General features: G+C 33.5%; 15 protein-coding genes, 1 riboswitch and 2 other annotated features. Of the genes, 11 read left to right on the plus strand and 4 right to left on the minus strand.

Annotated elements, in window-relative coordinates; genetic code table 11:
- The first annotated feature begins 23 nt into the window (after positions 1-23).
- Together sfp and AC3WTI_RS02605 are read left to right on the plus strand one after the other, a co-directional pair.
- Positions 24-773: a 4'-phosphopantetheinyl transferase Sfp gene (gene sfp / locus AC3WTI_RS02600; protein WP_087956412.1), complete on the plus strand. Its 750-nt coding sequence runs from the start codon at positions 24-26 to the stop codon at positions 771-773.
- A gap of 35 nt (positions 774-808) precedes the next feature.
- On the plus strand, positions 809-1,351 hold the full coding sequence (locus AC3WTI_RS02605) for a cold-shock protein (protein WP_087956413.1): 543 nt from the start codon (positions 809-811) through the stop codon (positions 1,349-1,351).
- A gap of 37 nt (positions 1,352-1,388) precedes the next feature.
- Here AC3WTI_RS02605 and AC3WTI_RS02610 read toward each other — a convergent pair whose 3' ends face one another.
- The gene (locus AC3WTI_RS02610; RefSeq protein WP_001043907.1) at positions 1,389-1,661 is read right to left on the minus strand and encodes an HU family DNA-binding protein; all 273 of its coding nucleotides are present in this window, start codon (positions 1,659-1,661) and stop codon (positions 1,389-1,391) included.
- Between the two features lie 204 nt (positions 1,662-1,865).
- On the opposite strand from AC3WTI_RS02610, the gene AC3WTI_RS02615 reads away from it, so the two are divergent.
- Together AC3WTI_RS02615 and AC3WTI_RS02620 are read left to right on the plus strand one after the other, a co-directional pair.
- Positions 1,866-2,633, plus strand: a complete 768-nt coding sequence (locus tag AC3WTI_RS02615) for a DUF3891 family protein (RefSeq protein WP_097841485.1) — start codon at positions 1,866-1,868, stop codon at positions 2,631-2,633.
- Positions 2,634-2,647: 14 nt separating this feature from the next.
- Positions 2,648-3,172 carry a DinB family protein gene (locus AC3WTI_RS02620; protein ID WP_087956416.1) on the plus strand — a complete coding sequence of 175 codons (525 nt, stop codon included), beginning with the start codon at positions 2,648-2,650 and terminating at the stop codon, positions 3,170-3,172.
- Between the two features lie 100 nt (positions 3,173-3,272).
- Here the strand turns inward: AC3WTI_RS02620 and AC3WTI_RS02625 are convergent, their stop codons facing one another.
- From AC3WTI_RS02625 to AC3WTI_RS02635, 3 genes are all read right to left on the minus strand, one after another.
- Complete coding sequence (locus AC3WTI_RS02625) at positions 3,273-4,466, minus strand: S8 family peptidase (protein WP_087956417.1); 1,194 nt, start codon at positions 4,464-4,466, stop codon at positions 3,273-3,275.
- Between the two features lie 232 nt (positions 4,467-4,698).
- A complete protein-coding gene (locus tag AC3WTI_RS02630) occupies positions 4,699-6,066 on the minus strand; it encodes an alanine/glycine:cation symporter family protein (RefSeq protein WP_097841486.1) in 1,368 nt (455 codons plus the stop codon).
- 107 nt (positions 6,067-6,173) lie between these two features.
- Positions 6,174-6,293, minus strand: a riboswitch (glycine riboswitch).
- 208 nt (positions 6,294-6,501) lie between these two features.
- Positions 6,502-7,077 (minus strand): hypothetical protein, encoded by a 576-nt coding sequence (locus AC3WTI_RS02635; protein ID WP_087956418.1) that lies wholly within the window; start codon positions 7,075-7,077, stop codon positions 6,502-6,504.
- A 132-nt stretch (positions 7,078-7,209) separates the two neighbouring features.
- Between AC3WTI_RS02635 and AC3WTI_RS02640 the strand changes: the two genes are divergently transcribed.
- The 7 genes from AC3WTI_RS02640 to AC3WTI_RS02670 all read left to right on the plus strand — a co-directional run bounded on the left by AC3WTI_RS02640 (position 7,210) and on the right by AC3WTI_RS02670 (position 16,047).
- A complete protein-coding gene (locus tag AC3WTI_RS02640; protein WP_142286510.1) occupies positions 7,210-7,572 on the plus strand; it encodes a hypothetical protein in 363 nt (120 codons plus the stop codon).
- 203 nt (positions 7,573-7,775) lie between these two features.
- Complete coding sequence (locus tag AC3WTI_RS02645) at positions 7,776-8,396, plus strand: YdbC family protein (RefSeq protein WP_087956420.1); 621 nt, start codon at positions 7,776-7,778, stop codon at positions 8,394-8,396.
- Positions 8,397-8,581: 185 nt separating this feature from the next.
- Positions 8,582-9,289, plus strand: coding sequence for a pseudouridine synthase (locus AC3WTI_RS02650; RefSeq protein ID WP_071758191.1), 708 nt, complete (start codon positions 8,582-8,584; stop codon positions 9,287-9,289).
- Between the two features lie 103 nt (positions 9,290-9,392).
- Positions 9,393-9,616 (plus strand) — a binding site (T-box leader).
- Between the two features lie 37 nt (positions 9,617-9,653).
- Positions 9,654-9,876 (plus strand) — a binding site (T-box leader).
- Positions 9,877-9,920: 44 nt separating this feature from the next.
- Positions 9,921-11,840, plus strand: coding sequence for a threonine--tRNA ligase (gene thrS / locus AC3WTI_RS02655; protein ID WP_087956421.1), 1,920 nt, complete (start codon positions 9,921-9,923; stop codon positions 11,838-11,840).
- 252 nt (positions 11,841-12,092) lie between these two features.
- Complete coding sequence (locus AC3WTI_RS02660) at positions 12,093-12,860, plus strand: ABC transporter ATP-binding protein (RefSeq protein ID WP_087956422.1); 768 nt, start codon at positions 12,093-12,095, stop codon at positions 12,858-12,860.
- A gap of 12 nt (positions 12,861-12,872) precedes the next feature.
- Positions 12,873-14,756, plus strand: a complete 1,884-nt coding sequence (locus AC3WTI_RS02665) for an FtsX-like permease family protein (RefSeq protein WP_087956423.1) — start codon at positions 12,873-12,875, stop codon at positions 14,754-14,756.
- Positions 14,757-15,015: 259 nt separating this feature from the next.
- Positions 15,016-16,047: an alpha/beta fold hydrolase gene (locus AC3WTI_RS02670; RefSeq protein ID WP_087956424.1), complete on the plus strand. Its 1,032-nt coding sequence runs from the start codon at positions 15,016-15,018 to the stop codon at positions 16,045-16,047.
- The last annotated feature ends 186 nt before the right edge of the window (positions 16,048-16,233 follow it).

The raw sequence follows: 16,233 nt of genomic DNA on the forward strand, positions 1-16,233 counted from the left end.
TCGTTGCATAAAGGAGAGTTTACATGATAGAAAGTAAAGTTGTAGATTCTATACCAACTCTTAATGAGAATGATTGTCAAATATGGTGGGGAAGAATTTCAGATTTACAATCATGGCATTACAATTTACTAAATGACGTTGAACGAGAGAAAGCAAATTCATATCACCATTCGGCAGATCGTGCACGATTTATAATAGGTTGTGTAATTAGTAGATTAGTTCTTGGAAAGATACTTTCTATGTCGCCAGTTCAAGTACCGATTGACCGAATGTGCCCAGTATGTAAGTTACAACATGGCAGACCACAATTACCGGAAGGCATGCCGCAGTTATCTGTTTCTCATTCGGGTGAGTGGATTGTTGTTGCATTTACAAAATCTGCACCTGTAGGCGTTGATGTTGAACAAATAAGCCCAAATGTAGATGTTATGAAAATGGCAGAGGGTGTATTAACGGACATTGAAATAGCGCAAATTATGAAATTACGAGATGAACAGAAAATTGAAGGTTTTTTAACATATTGGACTCGAAAAGAAGCAGTGTTAAAAGCCACAGGTGAAGGACTAATGATTCCACCAATGGATATTACCGTGTCGGCTCCAAATGATCCTCCAAATTTGTTGGTTTTTAAGGATAGAGAAGAGTTAGTAGAACATACAATGATGGAAGACATAAGACCAAGTATAGATTGTTTGGCTTCCATTGCAATATTTAGTAAAGAAGTAACTAAAATCACACAGTTAGACGCAGTAGCGCTTTTAAATTATAAATAGGTTTAATAAAATATCTTATAGAAGAGGTGTTCCTCATGTTAGTAGCGGAAAATAGAACAAATGAATTCACTTATAATGTACAAGCAATTAAAAGTATTTTATTTTCTAGAGATACATCATCTATTCATGCTTTAGAAAAGCTTTTGAATGATACAGTCCAATTTGATGTTCTCGAACAAGAGGTAATTGATAGACAGTATATCCCGAAAGAAGCAAAGAATTTCTTCGATAAAAACGGAACATTTCTTTACCGTGTATCCAATGTTAGTTATAAAGGAAAAGTATTATCTGAAAATCTCATTTTTGCGGATACTTCGTTTTTACCAAATATAATAAAGAGCGAGTTAGAGAGTGGAAACATTCCAGTTGAAAAACTTATAGAAAAGATGGAAGTAAGAAGGAACGTATTATATGAAGGATATCAGCCATCTGGAAATATTATTGAATTGTTTGATGGATGTTCTGTTACAGCGAATGTGTATCCAACTAGAAAATATCAAATTGTAAGTAACTGCAAATGTATGTTTTATATTTGTGAAGTGTATCATGCAGAAAATATAAAGGAATTACTTATTTAAAACAAGAAACCAGCCTATAAAATGGCTGGTTTCTTGTTTATTTCACAGCTTCTTTTAACTCTTTACCTGCTTTAAATGCTGGGACTTTACCAGCAGCGATTTGAATTTCTTCACCAGTTTGTGGGTTACGTCCTGTACGAGCAGATCTTTCGCGCACTTCAAAAGTTCCAAAGCCAATCAATTGAACTTTATCGCCAGATTGTAATGCAGTAGCAATTGTGTCAAAAACAGATTGTACAGCTGCAGAAGCATCCTTTTGAGAAATATCAGCTGATTGTGCTACATTTTTAATTAATTCTGTTTTGTTCATGTTTTCACCTCATAAAAAATTTTTTGGAATGAAAGATTTAGTATAATAGATAGTAAAGATAAAGCTATTTATATTGTTAGAAAGAATGCTATATAGTTATGTTAATTTCGTTGCAAGAAACTGAATCCCTGCTAATAATTAGGGATTAATTAAGAATTGATGCATAGAAAGCATTGTAATATGAGGATGAGGGGGAGTATACGGATGATTTTTCGTGAAAAAGATGAGAAAGAAAGTATATTAATTCGTCAACATGATCACGGTTTTTTAGCTGGGGAAATTGCGAAACATATAAAAGAAGATCTTTTTGAAGATGACGCATACTTAAAAGCGGCTATTGTTGCAATATATGAGCATGATAGAGGATGGATAGAACTTGATAAAGTTCCAATTTTGAATGATGCTAAACATATCCCATATACATTTATGGACTGTCCAAGTTCATTACGCTTTGTTTTTTATACGATTGGCTTGAATGAAATTGAAGATTCAAATCCATACGGAGCATTACTTTGTAGTAAACATTTTTTATCATTTCCATTAAATGAGGAAGATGAAGAGATGATGTCATTTTATACAGGGGAATTGGAACGACAAAAAAGAATTTTGAAAACGTTAACAAAAGAACAGTTTGCGATGTTCGATAAACATTATAGATTATTAAAGTTTTGTGATGAACTTTCTTTATACGTGTGTATGAATAAACCTGGTGTAGAAAAGAAAGATGAAATTGATTTGTTTAAAAATGGTTTTGAAGGAACAGAAGTGTTTAATAGTAAAGAAGATAAACCTATTCAAGCTGAATGGGTGGACGAGGAAACAATTCGGATTACACCGTTTCCATTTCAAACTGAATTTCATACGTATGTAAAATATAAAACTATAAATAAATATGTAGTTGAAGAAAAAGGGATTGCAAAAGCTGATAGAGAATCAGAAATGAAGAAACAAACCATTCGTTTCATACAATAAGGAGGCGATTTAGATTGAAAGAGTACATGTTAAAACAGGTGGATTACCATGCTTGGGCTAATACACAATTGTTTAATCGAATAAAAGAATTACCAAACTATGAGACGATTTTTACTGAACAGATACAGAGTGTTTTTCCATCAATTAAGGATACTTTTGCACATATTTATGTAACAGATCAAGTGTGGTTGCACATATTGCATGGTAAAAGTATGAATGAGGCAATACAAGACCGAGAAAGTTTACGAACAGAAATCGAAAATAAATCGTTTCTTGAATTAGAAGAAATGTTTGACAACATGGCAAAACAATATATAGACTTTTTAATTACAATAGAGGACGTGAATGCTGTATTTGTTATCGAGAATCCATATGTAGGGAAATTAGAAACATCAATTTTAGAGTTAGTACAACATGTCGTAAACCATGGGACATATCATAGGGGAAATATAACAGCGATGATTCGTCAACTTGGTCATTCATCGACAATGACGGATTTTGTGCTGTATTTACATATGGTTAAAAAGCAGGGAGAGTAATATAGTTTATAAGAAGGAGAGGCTTTAGTTGTAGAAGTCTCTCCTTCTATTTTATTCCGCATTAATGGTAGATCGACTGATTAAAGTTTTACTTTATTTCTTAAGAAGCTTTATTTTCTTGTAATTGCTTCGCATATTGTACAGCCTTATATGCATTGACTCTACCGTTTTTCCAGTACGTACCTGTACCACTAATTTTATCTGTAGTAGACTCAATAATTTGACGAATTTGTGTATTGCTATATCCTTGATTTGCTAAAAGAGCAGCAACTCCTGCGACATGAGGTGTTGCCATAGATGTACCACTTAATGATTGATACGTGCTTCCTTTATATGTGGAATATATATTTGAACCTGGTGCTGCAACATCTACCCAGCTACCATAAGTAGAAAATGAAGATTTCTTATCTGATTGATCTGTAGAAGCAACTGCAATCACTTCGCTGTAATAAGCAGGGTAATTAGCTTTTGTATTTCCAGCATTTCCAGCAGCTGCAACTATAACAGAGCCTTTATTCCATGCATATTGAACGGCTTGTTGTAATGCAGTACCACCATTTGGAGCTCCTAAACTTAAACTAATTACTTTTGCACCCGAATCAGCAGCTTCTCGAATACCTTGCGCTACAGCATCGAGAGTACCACTTCCTTGATTATCTAATACGCGAACAGCATAAATGGAAGTTTGTGGGGCAACACCAGCAATTCCGACGCTGTTATTCGTAAGTGCTCCAGTAATTCCAGCGCAATGTGTACCATGACCATTACCATCATCAGATGTATTGTCGTTATCAACATAATCATGCCCGTAAATTACTTTCGAAGCCAAATCCGGGTGTGAGCCTTGAACTCCTGTATCAATAACGGCTACTTTTACACCAGGATCACTTCGTTGGCTATCCCAAGCTTGTGGAGCTTGAATCTTTTGTAATCCATATTGATTTTTAAAATATGGGTCGTTTGGAGCCCAAAAGGCGTGAACGTAATAATTCGGTTCTGCATATTCCACATCTGGATTATTTTTATAACTCTTTATTTTTTCTTTTACAGTACCTTTTGAAAATTGAACGACTTCAAAACCTAACTTATCATCTTTAGATATGACATTAGCTCCGACAGATTTATGAAAAGATTGCACATTACTTAAAGATGCATTTTGCTTGAACTTAACGATTAATTGGTTAGGAACGTAATCAGTAGATGATGTTTCAGCGCTTGAAGTATTTGTGTTAAAGAAGAAACCGCCAATAATAAATGACAAAACAGATAGGAAAACAATGATTTTGTTTTTCAAAAGATTTTTCCTCCCTTTTCTTGGATGAGTTTTTCAGCGACACTTTAATGCCGCATTCCTTTTCAACTATATAGTTAGACCATACGATTTATGACATTTATGTGAAAAACTTTTGGAGGAATAAAAAGGAGTAAACATTGATATAAATATATTTTTAATGATAGTAATTAAGTAAAAGAGGGGATGAAAAAAGGAATGCTCATCATGTATGAGTCATTCCTACTTTCATAGATTAACTTGCCTGTTTTTTATTATTTTCTTTCAATTTCTCTGCTTGTAAAAAGCGATTTGTTTCAGCAACAACAATACCACTTAACCCAATAAGACCAATTAAGTTTGGAATCGCCATAAGTCCATTTGCAATATCCGCAAATGTCCATACGATGCCTAATTTTAAATTCGCACCAATAGCAATCATGACAATAAAGATTGCTTTATAATATTTAACGGCACTTTCTCCAAATAAATAAGCCACGCATTTCTCTCCGTAATACGACCATCCTAAAATAGTAGAGTAGGCAAATAATATAATCGCGATACCGAGAATCATACTACCAGCATTGCCAAATACAGATTGGAACGCAAGTGTTGTAGCTTCAACGCCAGTTTTACCAGATTTCCATGCACCTGTAGTAATTAATACAAGTCCTGTAATAGTACATACAATAAACGTATCTAGAAAAGTACCTGTCATTGAAACTAAAGCTTGTTTTGCAGGTGAATCTGTTTTTGCCGCCGCCGCGGCAATAGGGGCACTCCCTAAACCAGCTTCGTTCGCAAATACGCCGCGCGCCATTCCAATTTGAATAGCTGATGCAACTGTTGCACCGATAAAACCACCAGCAGCTGCAGTACCATTAAACGCACCAGAAAAAATAAGTGAAAATGCTTCAGGAATTTGATCGTAGTGATAGAAAATAATGATAAGACCAGCAATGATATAAAAGAAAGCTTTAATAGGAACTACATATCCTGTTACTTTCCCGATTTTTTTTACACCGCCTAAAATAACGATAGCGATTAAAAATGACATTACTATACCAGTTAAAGCAGGAGGGAAAGAGAAATTAATTCGCATTGCCTCTGCAACTGAATTAGATTGCACCATATTCCCGATACCGAAAGAAGCAGTTGTACCGAATATAGCGAATAAAACTGCAAGCCATTTCTTACCTAAACCACGTTCTAAATAGTACATAGGCCCACCTGAATATTCGCCATTTTCATTACTAACACGGTATTTCACTGCAAGAATTGCTTCGGCATATTTTGTTGCCATACCGAACAAAGCAGTAATCCACATCCAAAAGATTGCACCGGGTCCACCGATTGTCACAGCAGTTGCAACACCGGCTATATTTCCCATACCAATCGTTGCCGCCATAGCTGTCATAAGTGCTTGGAAGTGGCTAATATCCCCTGAGGAAGATGTATCTTCTGATTTTTTAAATGCTAGTTTGTGAGCGTATAATAGTTTACTAAATTGTAAACCTTTTAAACGCACTGTGAGAATGATACCAGTACCAACGAGTAACAATAACGTTGGTAATCCCCACACATAGTGATTGATTTGTTCTAATACTTTACTTACTGTCTCCATCTGTATTCTCCTTTTTTAGAAAAAATAAAAACCACTTCAAGTAAATGAAATGGTCTCTGGAGAAACAAGGGATAGAAAAATAAACCGATACAAATCGGCTTTTTCTTTCGCTTGTCTCTGTCCTTTTACCTGAGAGATTATCCGCTAAAGTAGCGGATTTGCTCCTTCGGTGCTCGTTTTCCTCCGCGCTATATAAAGCGAAAGGGAGTCTCTCCAGAGATTCGTCCCCATGCAGTTCTACTTGTAACCAAGACCTGAGAGTTTCAAAGTTGGTTTTACAACTTTTTGCCCCGTCGGTAGATCAATAGATCTTCTCCTGAATGGTTCATCCGAATTATAAAATTTATAAGAACATTGATTGTAAATCAATAAAAACATTATAGACAGACAAAATGTGAAATGCAATCTTTTTTTATTTTAAAATAGTAACCAGTTTTATTTTTTTGCAAGTCTTAACTTAACTTCAACTTCATTTAACGTAGATAAAGAGAGAACAATATGTTGGTCTGCAAGTCCTAAAGCATGTTTAGTATTTTCAATTGTTTCATTGGATGGAGTAGAGTTATTTGCTCCGTCGATAATTAAATCGGCTGCGTTTTTCATAAATTTAGAAGCAGTCTTAAATTCGGTTGTGAAATAAATTAGTTGTTCTTGTATTTGTACTTCCGATATGTTTTCTTTAATTTTCACAGTGTCTATTTCGTTCATAATTTTTTCGTATTGTTTGGAAATAGCAGTCATTGTGACTAATAGTTTATCTCTGTCTACTGAATCTCCGTTCGTGTTAATTTCTTCCCAGGCAGGCAACCAATCTTTTTCGATGATGTCATTATAATTTGTAGTTAATTCATCAATTTTTGGTTGTAATTTAGTTTTAAAACTTTTTGTATCAACTGTTTCTACGGTAGTTTTTGCGTTATTATTTTTATCTTTAGTTGCGTAGAAAATCGTACAGGTAATAATAAAAATAGAAATAACTATTGTCCATTTATTAAAAAATAATTTCTTCAACGGGTAATACCTCCAAAAATAAAAATCTTTTAATTGTAATATACAACAATGATATTGTTAATAATAGAGAAAATAGTTTGGAATTGATTTTAATTATATTTTTTCTATACATAAATAATTAAGATTAGTAAAATGATGAAAGTAATATGTGAGAAAAGAGGTTTTTTAGTGAAAATGAATAGAAGAAAACTAGTTTCAAATATTTCAACGGCTGTGTTATTAGTTGGTTTATTTACACTAATATATTTAGACAAAGAATCTAAAATTGAAGATTTTCCAGTACCAATTTCAGCAATCCATATTAACGATGAAAAGGAAGAGGATTATAAATATATAAGTGTAATGCCTATTACAAAGGCCAGTGGATGGGAGAACTTAGGGGAAAACGGGCATACTGTTAGTTTTAAAAAAGGGGAGAGAAATGTAACTGTATTACATTATCCGGGAGAACTAACGTATTATTTATTTGAGAAAAAGATGAATAAGGGAGACTAGCTAAAGATGTAATTCATTAAGAATTACATCTTTTTTTTATTCTGAATTATTTGAAATAAAATCAGATAGATGGTTTGATAGATGTAGTGATAAATATGATTCGTTTTATATGTGGATAAGGAGTACTAAAGAGATCATAAAATTATTATGTAAACTGAAAGTTGTAAGTGGAAGATAAATTATAGCCTAAGGGGGAATTAAAAATGTTACTAAAAACAATCTACTGTAGAGTGGAAGAAGAGAAAAAAGAGTTATTTTCAAAAGCACAAGAAAAATGGCAAGATATACGGCATCTAGATGGATTTCATGGACAATTTGGTGGATGGAATAACGATGAGGCATGTGTATTTACTTTATGGGAAGATAAAAGTGCATATCAATCATTTATAAATGGTGCTCACGATACTATTTATGTAAATAGTAATCAAGAGGATACGTTTCTTTCATGTGAAATTGAACTATATCAAACGTTGTTTGATATAACTGATATGCCTTTAAAAGATGTTGTTATAGAAGGATCATTCGTCAGAGTTGCTATATGTGATGTAAAGGTAGAAAAGGAAAAGGAGTTTTTACATAAACAAGAAACAATTTGGAATAAAGGGATAGAAAATGCAAAAGGGATGTTAGGTGGAGTTATTGGGAAGTCTTTAAAAACTGGAAATCATTACATAGTGTTAACTTATTGGAAAGATGAAATGGCGCATCAAAATTATGTAGAAGAGATTTTCCCTGAGTTGTATAAACTAGCTAATATTCATGAGGATTTAGAAGATATAAGAGGTAAACAAGCTATATGTAAGGAAGAGTGGCTTGTATATTAAGTGTACAAAACGTGCATAAATGAATGTATAATAAAGATATTTTCTTATAAACGAGTAATTAATAGAAGACGTTATATACTCTTTCATGTTAATATATTTAAGTTATAATAGAAGGCTTACCTTTTGTATTGTACGGTAGAAGCAGTGTGAGCTTGAAATTTTGTTTAGAAAAGGATGTGCCTAATTTGCGTATCAATAAATTTATTAGTGAAGCTGGAAAAGCGTCTCGACGTGGAGCAGATAAATTAATTAATGAGAGAAGAGTAATTATTAACGGTAAGGTTGCAAAAATTGGTGACCAAGTAAATCCAGGTGATGATGTACGCGTAAATGGAGAGCAACTTCGTATCGCTCGAGACCACGTATATATTGCTTTAAATAAACCAGTAGGTATTACATGTACGAGTGAGAAATCTGTAAAAGGTAATATTATCGATTTAGTGAATCATCCATTACGAATTAGTCACATTGGACGTCTTGATAAAGACTCAGACGGTTTAATTTTGTTAACGAATGATGGTGATATCGTTAATGAAATTTTACGTGCTGAAAACAAACATGAGAAAGAATATATCGTTTCAGTAGATAAGCCAATTACACCTGATTTCTTAGAAAAAATGGCAGCTGGTGTGAAGATTTTAGGAACGAAAACACTTCCTTGTGAGATCACACAGTTATCAAAATATGAGTTCAAAATCATTTTAACACAAGGGCTAAATCGCCAAATTCGTCGTATGTGTGAAGCTTTAGGTTATCAAGTATACACGTTAAAACGTACGAGAATTATGAATATTGAATTGAATAATTTACCTGTTGGACAGTGGAGAGATTTATCGAAGAAAGAGAAACGACGTCTATTTTCAGACTTAAATTACGAACCACAAGATTGGTAAAATTGAGAAGGGGAAACCAAAAATTTATTTTTGGTTTCTTTTTTAAACACTTGCAATAATAAAATGAATAGGATATAGTAAATAACAATTAATGGATGTACTTATAAAAGCAAAGAAAAGGACACGAGTTATTTTGCCCGGTTATACAGAGAGGGAAGGAAAGCTGAGAACTTCCTAACGCAGAAAAATAACTTACCACCTTAGAGCTGCACTAGGGAAATACAGTATCTAGTGCCGTGTAAGCGACGTTATCGCAAAAGAAGCCATTATGTTTTTTGTGATGGGAATCTGGGTGGAACCACGAATATAAGCATATTCGTCCCTAATTTTTAGGGATGAATATGCTTTTTTGCATTCAATTTTATAATAAGCGAAGAAAAGGACACGAGTTATTTTACCCGGTTATACAGAGAAGGAAGGAAAGCTGAGAACTTCCTAACGCAGAAAAATAACTTACCACCTTAGAGCTGCACTGGGGAAATACAGTATCTAGTGCCGTGTAAACGACGTTACCGTAAAAGAAGCCATTGCAAATTTACAATGGGAATCTGGGTGGAACCACGGGTAAAAGCACGCTCGTCCCTATTTTAGGGATGAGTGTGCTTTTTATTATGGAATGGAGAGATGAAAAATGAAAGAACAAATGATTGAAATTAAATTTCCAGATGGTAGCGTGAAAGAATTTGTAAAAGGAATTACTTTAGAAGAAATTGCTGGATCCATTAGCAGTAGTTTAAAAAAGAAAGCTGTCGCAGGAAAAGTAAATGATGGATTATATGATTTACGCCACAATATTGAAAAAAATGCGGAAGTAGAAATCATTACTATAGATTCAAATGAAGGAGTAGAAATTGCAAGACATTCCGCTGCACATATTTTAGCGCAAGCTGTAAAGAGAATGTATGGTAATGTAAACCTTGGTGTAGGACCGGTTATTGAAAATGGATTTTATTATGATATGGATCTCCCGAATAGTGTAAACGTAGAAGATTTAACGAAAATCGAAAAAGAAATGAAAAAGATTATAAATGAAAATGTAAAAATAGAACGAATTGAAGTTTCACGAGAAGAGGCAGCAAAACTGTTTCAAGAAATGAATGATCACCTGAAATTAGAATTGTTAGAAGCGATTCCTAGTGGGGAAAGTGTAACACTATATAAACAAGGTGAATTTGTAGATTTATGTAGAGGACCACATTTACCGTCAACAGGCTATTTGAAAGCATTCCAATTAACTCACGTTTCTGGTGCATATTGGCGAGGTGATAGTAACAATCAAGTGCTTCAGCGTATTTATGGTGTTGCGTTCTCTTCTCAAAAAGAATTAGAAGAGTATTTACATTTCGTAGAAGAAGCAGCAAAAAGAAATCATCGTAAGTTAGGTAATGAGCTAGAGTTATTTATGTTTTCAGAAGAGGCTCCAGGAATGCCATTTTATTTACCGAAAGGACAGATTATCCGAAATGAATTAGAAGCATTTTTAAGAGAAATTCAAAAAGAGTATAAGTATCAAGAAGTACGTACTCCGTTTATGATGAACCAAGAATTATGGGAGAAATCAGGACACTGGGGACATTACAAGGATAACATGTATTTCTCAGAAGTAGACAATAAAAGCTTTGCATTAAAACCGATGAACTGCCCAGGTCATATGTTAATGTTCAAAAATAAATTACACTCTTATCGTGAATTGCCAATTCGGATGTGTGAGTTCGGTCAAGTACACCGACATGAATTTAGCGGGGCATTAAATGGATTATTAAGAGTACGTACTTTCTGCCAAGATGATGCTCATTTATTTGTAACACCGGAACAAATTGAAGATGAAATTAAATCCGTAATGGCGCAAATTGATTACGTTTATAAAACTTTTGGATTCGAATATGAAGTAGAGCTTTCTACTCGTCCAGAAGATTCAATGGGGGATGATAAGTTATGGAAACAAGCAGAAGCGTCATTAGAAAATGTATTACATTCATTGAATTATAAATATAGACTAAATGAAGGTGACGGTGCATTTTACGGACCGAAAATCGATTTTCATATTAAAGACGCTTTAAATAGAAGTCATCAGTGCGGAACAATTCAGCTAGATTTTCAAATGCCAGAAAAGTTTGATTTAAATTATATAGATGAGAAGAATGAAAAGAGAAGACCTGTTGTCATTCATAGGGCAGTTTTAGGATCTTTAGACCGCTTTTTAGCGATATTAATTGAGCACTTTGGAGGTGCGTTCCCGGCATGGGTGGCACCAGTTCAAGTGAAAGTCATTCCAGTTTCGAATGCAGTCCATGTACAATATGCAGATGAGGTTGTGGATAAATTAGCACAAGCTGGCGTTCGTGTCGAAAGAGATATACGAGATGAAAAGTTAGGATATAAAATAAGAGAAGCACAAATGCAAAAAGTTCCGTATGTTCTTGTTATTGGGGATAAGGAAATGGAGAACGGAGCTGTAAATGTACGTAAATATGGGGAAGAAAAATCAGAAGTTGTTGAACTAAATGGATTTGTGGGGAGTATGAAAGAGGAAATAAATAATCGAAAATAGAGTTTAAAGAGAAAACACATCAATTCATTATGGTGTGTTTTCTTTTTTATCTTACAAAAATGTAAGGTAAATGTAAGAGAAATCGAGGGAACGAGTTATAGAAAAATGAGAATATGAAGTAGGAAATAGGTTCATGTTACGGGTGTAACTCTTAATGAATGAATAATTAAAAAATTCTTAAGGATTTACATGAGAAAAAGATGAGAAATATGTGGGAAATTTAATTTATACAAAAGGGATGGAGTGAAAGAGATGTCAACAAATGTAGTTACTGTAGAAAGTGTAGAAAAAACGTATGGGAAAAGAAATGAGAATCAGTCCAAAGCATTAAAGGGTGTATCATTAAGTATTAAAGAAGGGGAATTTGTAGGGATTATGGGTCCTTCTGGATCTGGAAAAACGACACTACTTAATGTAATTAGTACACTGGATCAAGCGACAGGTGGGAGTGTGACAATAGCTGGTACAAATATTACTTCTATGAAGGGGAATGCATTGTCAGATTTTCGCTCTCAAAAATTAGGTTTCATTTTTCAAGATTTTAACTTACTTGAAAACTTATCAATTTATGAAAATATCGCTTTACCACTTTCTTTGCAAGGCGTACCTTCAAGTGAGATTACTGGAAAGGTGAATGAGGTTGCAAAGAAGTTAGGGATTACTGAAATTTTAACGAAATATCCAACTGCTGTTTCTGGGGGACAAAAGCAAAGAACAGCGGCAGCACGAGCTTTAGTACATAATCCAGCAATCGTATTAGCAGATGAACCGACAGGAGCGCTTGATAGTAAAAATGCAAAAAGCTTATTAGAAGCGATGCAAGATTTACATGAAAATCACAATGTAAGTATTTTAATGGTAACGCATGATGCATTTAGTGCGAGTTATTGTGAGCGTATATTATTTATTCAAGATGGTCTTTTATATAAAGAGCTAAAGCGTCAAGGAACGCGAGAAAATTTCTATCAAGATATTTTAGGTGTGCTCGCTCATATGGGCTCAGCTGCTGAGTCTAAGTAAGGGGGCGAGACTATGTTATTTAAATTATCACGTCATAGTATGAAAAAGATGTTAAAAGATTATATGGTTTTACTTATTGGTCTCGTTATTAGTATTAGTATTTTTTACATGTTCCAAACGATGGCGATGAATAGTGAATTTACGAAAGATAATAGTCTTATTAGTAGTATTAGACTCGTATTTTGGGTAGGTGCAATACTATTATCTTTCATTACTATATTTTATATTATATATGCTAATTCGTTCTTACTCACATTAAGAAGGAAAGAACTCGGTATGTATATGATGCTCGGCGCGAAAAAGAAAAAAGTAGCGCAGTTATTATTTATTGAAACGTTCGGTATGGGTATTGTCAGCATTATTATCGGTATTTTAGTAGGGATGTTACTTGCTAGTGTAGCAGGAAACTTTTTAATGAATGGTATGGAGATTTCTGCAAAAGGTAGTTATTCATCTATATATACACCAGCAATCTTAGTTACAGCTATTTTCTTCTTAATACTATTTTTTATTACTGGTTTAATGAATAGCATCCGATTATTACGTAAAACAGAACTAGAGTTAATTCGTGAAGATGAAACACTAGATGAAGTGAAGAAAAGTAAAACTCGTATTATTATAATGACTGTACTTGGTGTACTGCTAGTAAGTATAGGATACTACTTTATGATCAATGTAAAAATATATGCTGAATTAGGCTTTATAATAGCGACAATTGTTACAACGCTTGGAACATATTTTATCTTTAGTTCATTGCTCCCATTTTTTGTGATGAAAATTAAAGGGAATAAAAAACGAAATGAAACGGGTTTAAATAGTTTTACATATGCACAGCTACGCTTTCGAGTAAATAGCTTATCGAGAGTACTAGGTACGGTAGCGATGTTAATTGCATTAGGCGCAGGTGCAATGACAGCAGGTATGGCGTTTCAAAAAAATGTAGGTATTATGACAGACTTCTCACGTGTATATGATGTCGTAATTCATGATCCAAATGATCAAGATGAAGCAGCGTTAAAAGAAATGAAAATTGTGGAAGAAAGCAAGTATAAGTATAAAGTAGATGGAGAAGCAGTTTATTATTTACGTAACGACTTAACTGCGAAACCACCACTTGTTTCCGATCACTTTGATACAAAAACTTTAAAAGAGCCTGCTCGTAAACGTGTTGCTGAACCTTTAACGGAACCGGTTTATACTGCTTTGGAAGCTCCTGAAGTAGCGAATAAGTTTCCTCATATGCCAAGGGATTGGGAAGATGCGATTGTACGAGAAATACAAATTACACATAATCAATTTAATGGAAAACCAGTAAGAATTGCAGATGAAGAGCATTATAAAGGGATTCAAGGAACAGAACATAGTGTAACATTAGCAAAAGTAGATGATATGAAAAAATATAAACCGTTGTTAATTGAAATAGACAAGAGACAAAAAGAACAAATTGAAAAAACGACAGGTACAAAAGTAGACTTATTTACGAAAATGACAATTTATCAATTTATGAACAGTTTCATGAGTGGAACAATGTTTATGGGATTTTTCCTCGGAATTGCCTTTTTAGCAATGATGGCAAGTTCGCTTATGTTCAAAATATTAACAGGTGCTTCTCGTGACGTACGACGTTATGAAATGTTACGAAAAATCGGTGTGAGACGTAGTATGTTAACGAAAAGTATATATAAAGAAATTTCATATTTATTTATCTTCCCGGCAATCATTGGGATTTCCCACGTATTAGTAGGGCTAAACTTATTTAGCTTCATATTAGTTGATCCGTTTGTAAAGGTGTGGATGCCAATTGGGATTTTCTTAGTCATTTATTTCATCTATTACTGGATAACAGTTCAACTTTATAAAGGTATGGTAATGCCGAAAGAAGAGGTAGCTAAATAGTTTAAGAACAGAGTCTTTGTTGAGAAAACAAGGGCTTTTTTCTTTATTTTTAATACATTGTAATTGAGTCTTTCTATGAATTTTATATTGAAAATTAAGAAAATATTAAGGGGTTATATAGCAGAAAGTTAAGAAGTATATGGGATATTTAGAATGTGCAAAAGATCAAGGTGAAATTGTTGTACATTTATATTTTTTTGAGATAGTTTTACTGAACTAAATTGATGTTTTTATAAATTTAAAAGAAAGGAAACTACTTATGAAGAAGATAAAAAAATTAATTAAACTCATTGGTGTCATCACTATACTATTATTAATCGTAGCACTAATATTTCCTACATGGACCTCGCAAATAAAAGGAAAAAACAGTATAAGTACATTAGAGCAAGTAGAGATAAATGGAAGTGGTCATGAAATTATGATACGCGGCAAAGATAAGAACAATCCGGTAATTCTTTTTGTACATGGTGGACCAGGTACTTCAGAAATACCATATGCGCAAAAATACCAAAACTTATTGGAAGAGAAATTCATAGTTGTTAATTACGATCAAAGAGCGAGCGGGAAGTCGTACCATTTCTTTGAAGACTATTCGAATCTTACATCAGATCTTCTAGTAGAAGATGTATTAGCCATGACAGATTATATTTCAAAACGTCTAGGTAAAGAAAAAGTAATATTGGTTGGTCATTCTTACGGTACATATATTGGAATGCAAGCTGCCAATAAAGCTCCTGAAAAATATGAAGCTTATGTTGGCATTGGGCAAATGAGTGATACAGCAGAAAGTGAAATGGATAGTTTAAATTATGTGATTGAACGGGCACAAAATGCCCGGAATACAGATGAGCTTTCCTATTTAAATGGGTTGACTGAAAAAATTAAAAATGGTGATACATACACTCCAAGAAATTATGTTGCGAAATATGGTGGAACATCAAGAGGCATTGAAAATCCAGATGGTGATAACATCGGAATGTTACTCAGTAATGAATATAACTTGTTAGACGTAATTCGTTATAACGTTGGATTAACACATTCTCAAACGGTCTTATTAGAAAAGGATTTAAAGAATCCATTGCCTAATAAGGTGACTAAAATGAAGATACCGTTTTATTTTCTTATGGGGAAATATGATTATAACACTTCATTACAGGCGGCAAAAACATATTTTAATACGATTGAAGCAGGGAAAAAAGAATTTATTACTTTTGAAAAATCCGCGCATTATCCGCAATTTGAAGAGAAGGAAAAGTTTTATGAGTGGATGTCCGATACATTTGTAAAATAAATAAAGTGTATCCAAACTATAGAGAATTAAAAAAGTTGCGAGATATATCATTACAAAAAGCGAAGTTAAATAAAAAAGACACTTGTATAAAAAACAAGTGTCTTTTTTATAATGTTCTCTATGCAGAAGGAAAAGATTGGATAATGATCGAAAAATATAATGTAACTTCCAAGAAATGACTAAAAC

The organism is Bacillus sp. EB106-02-03-XG38, from assembly GCF_058792175.1.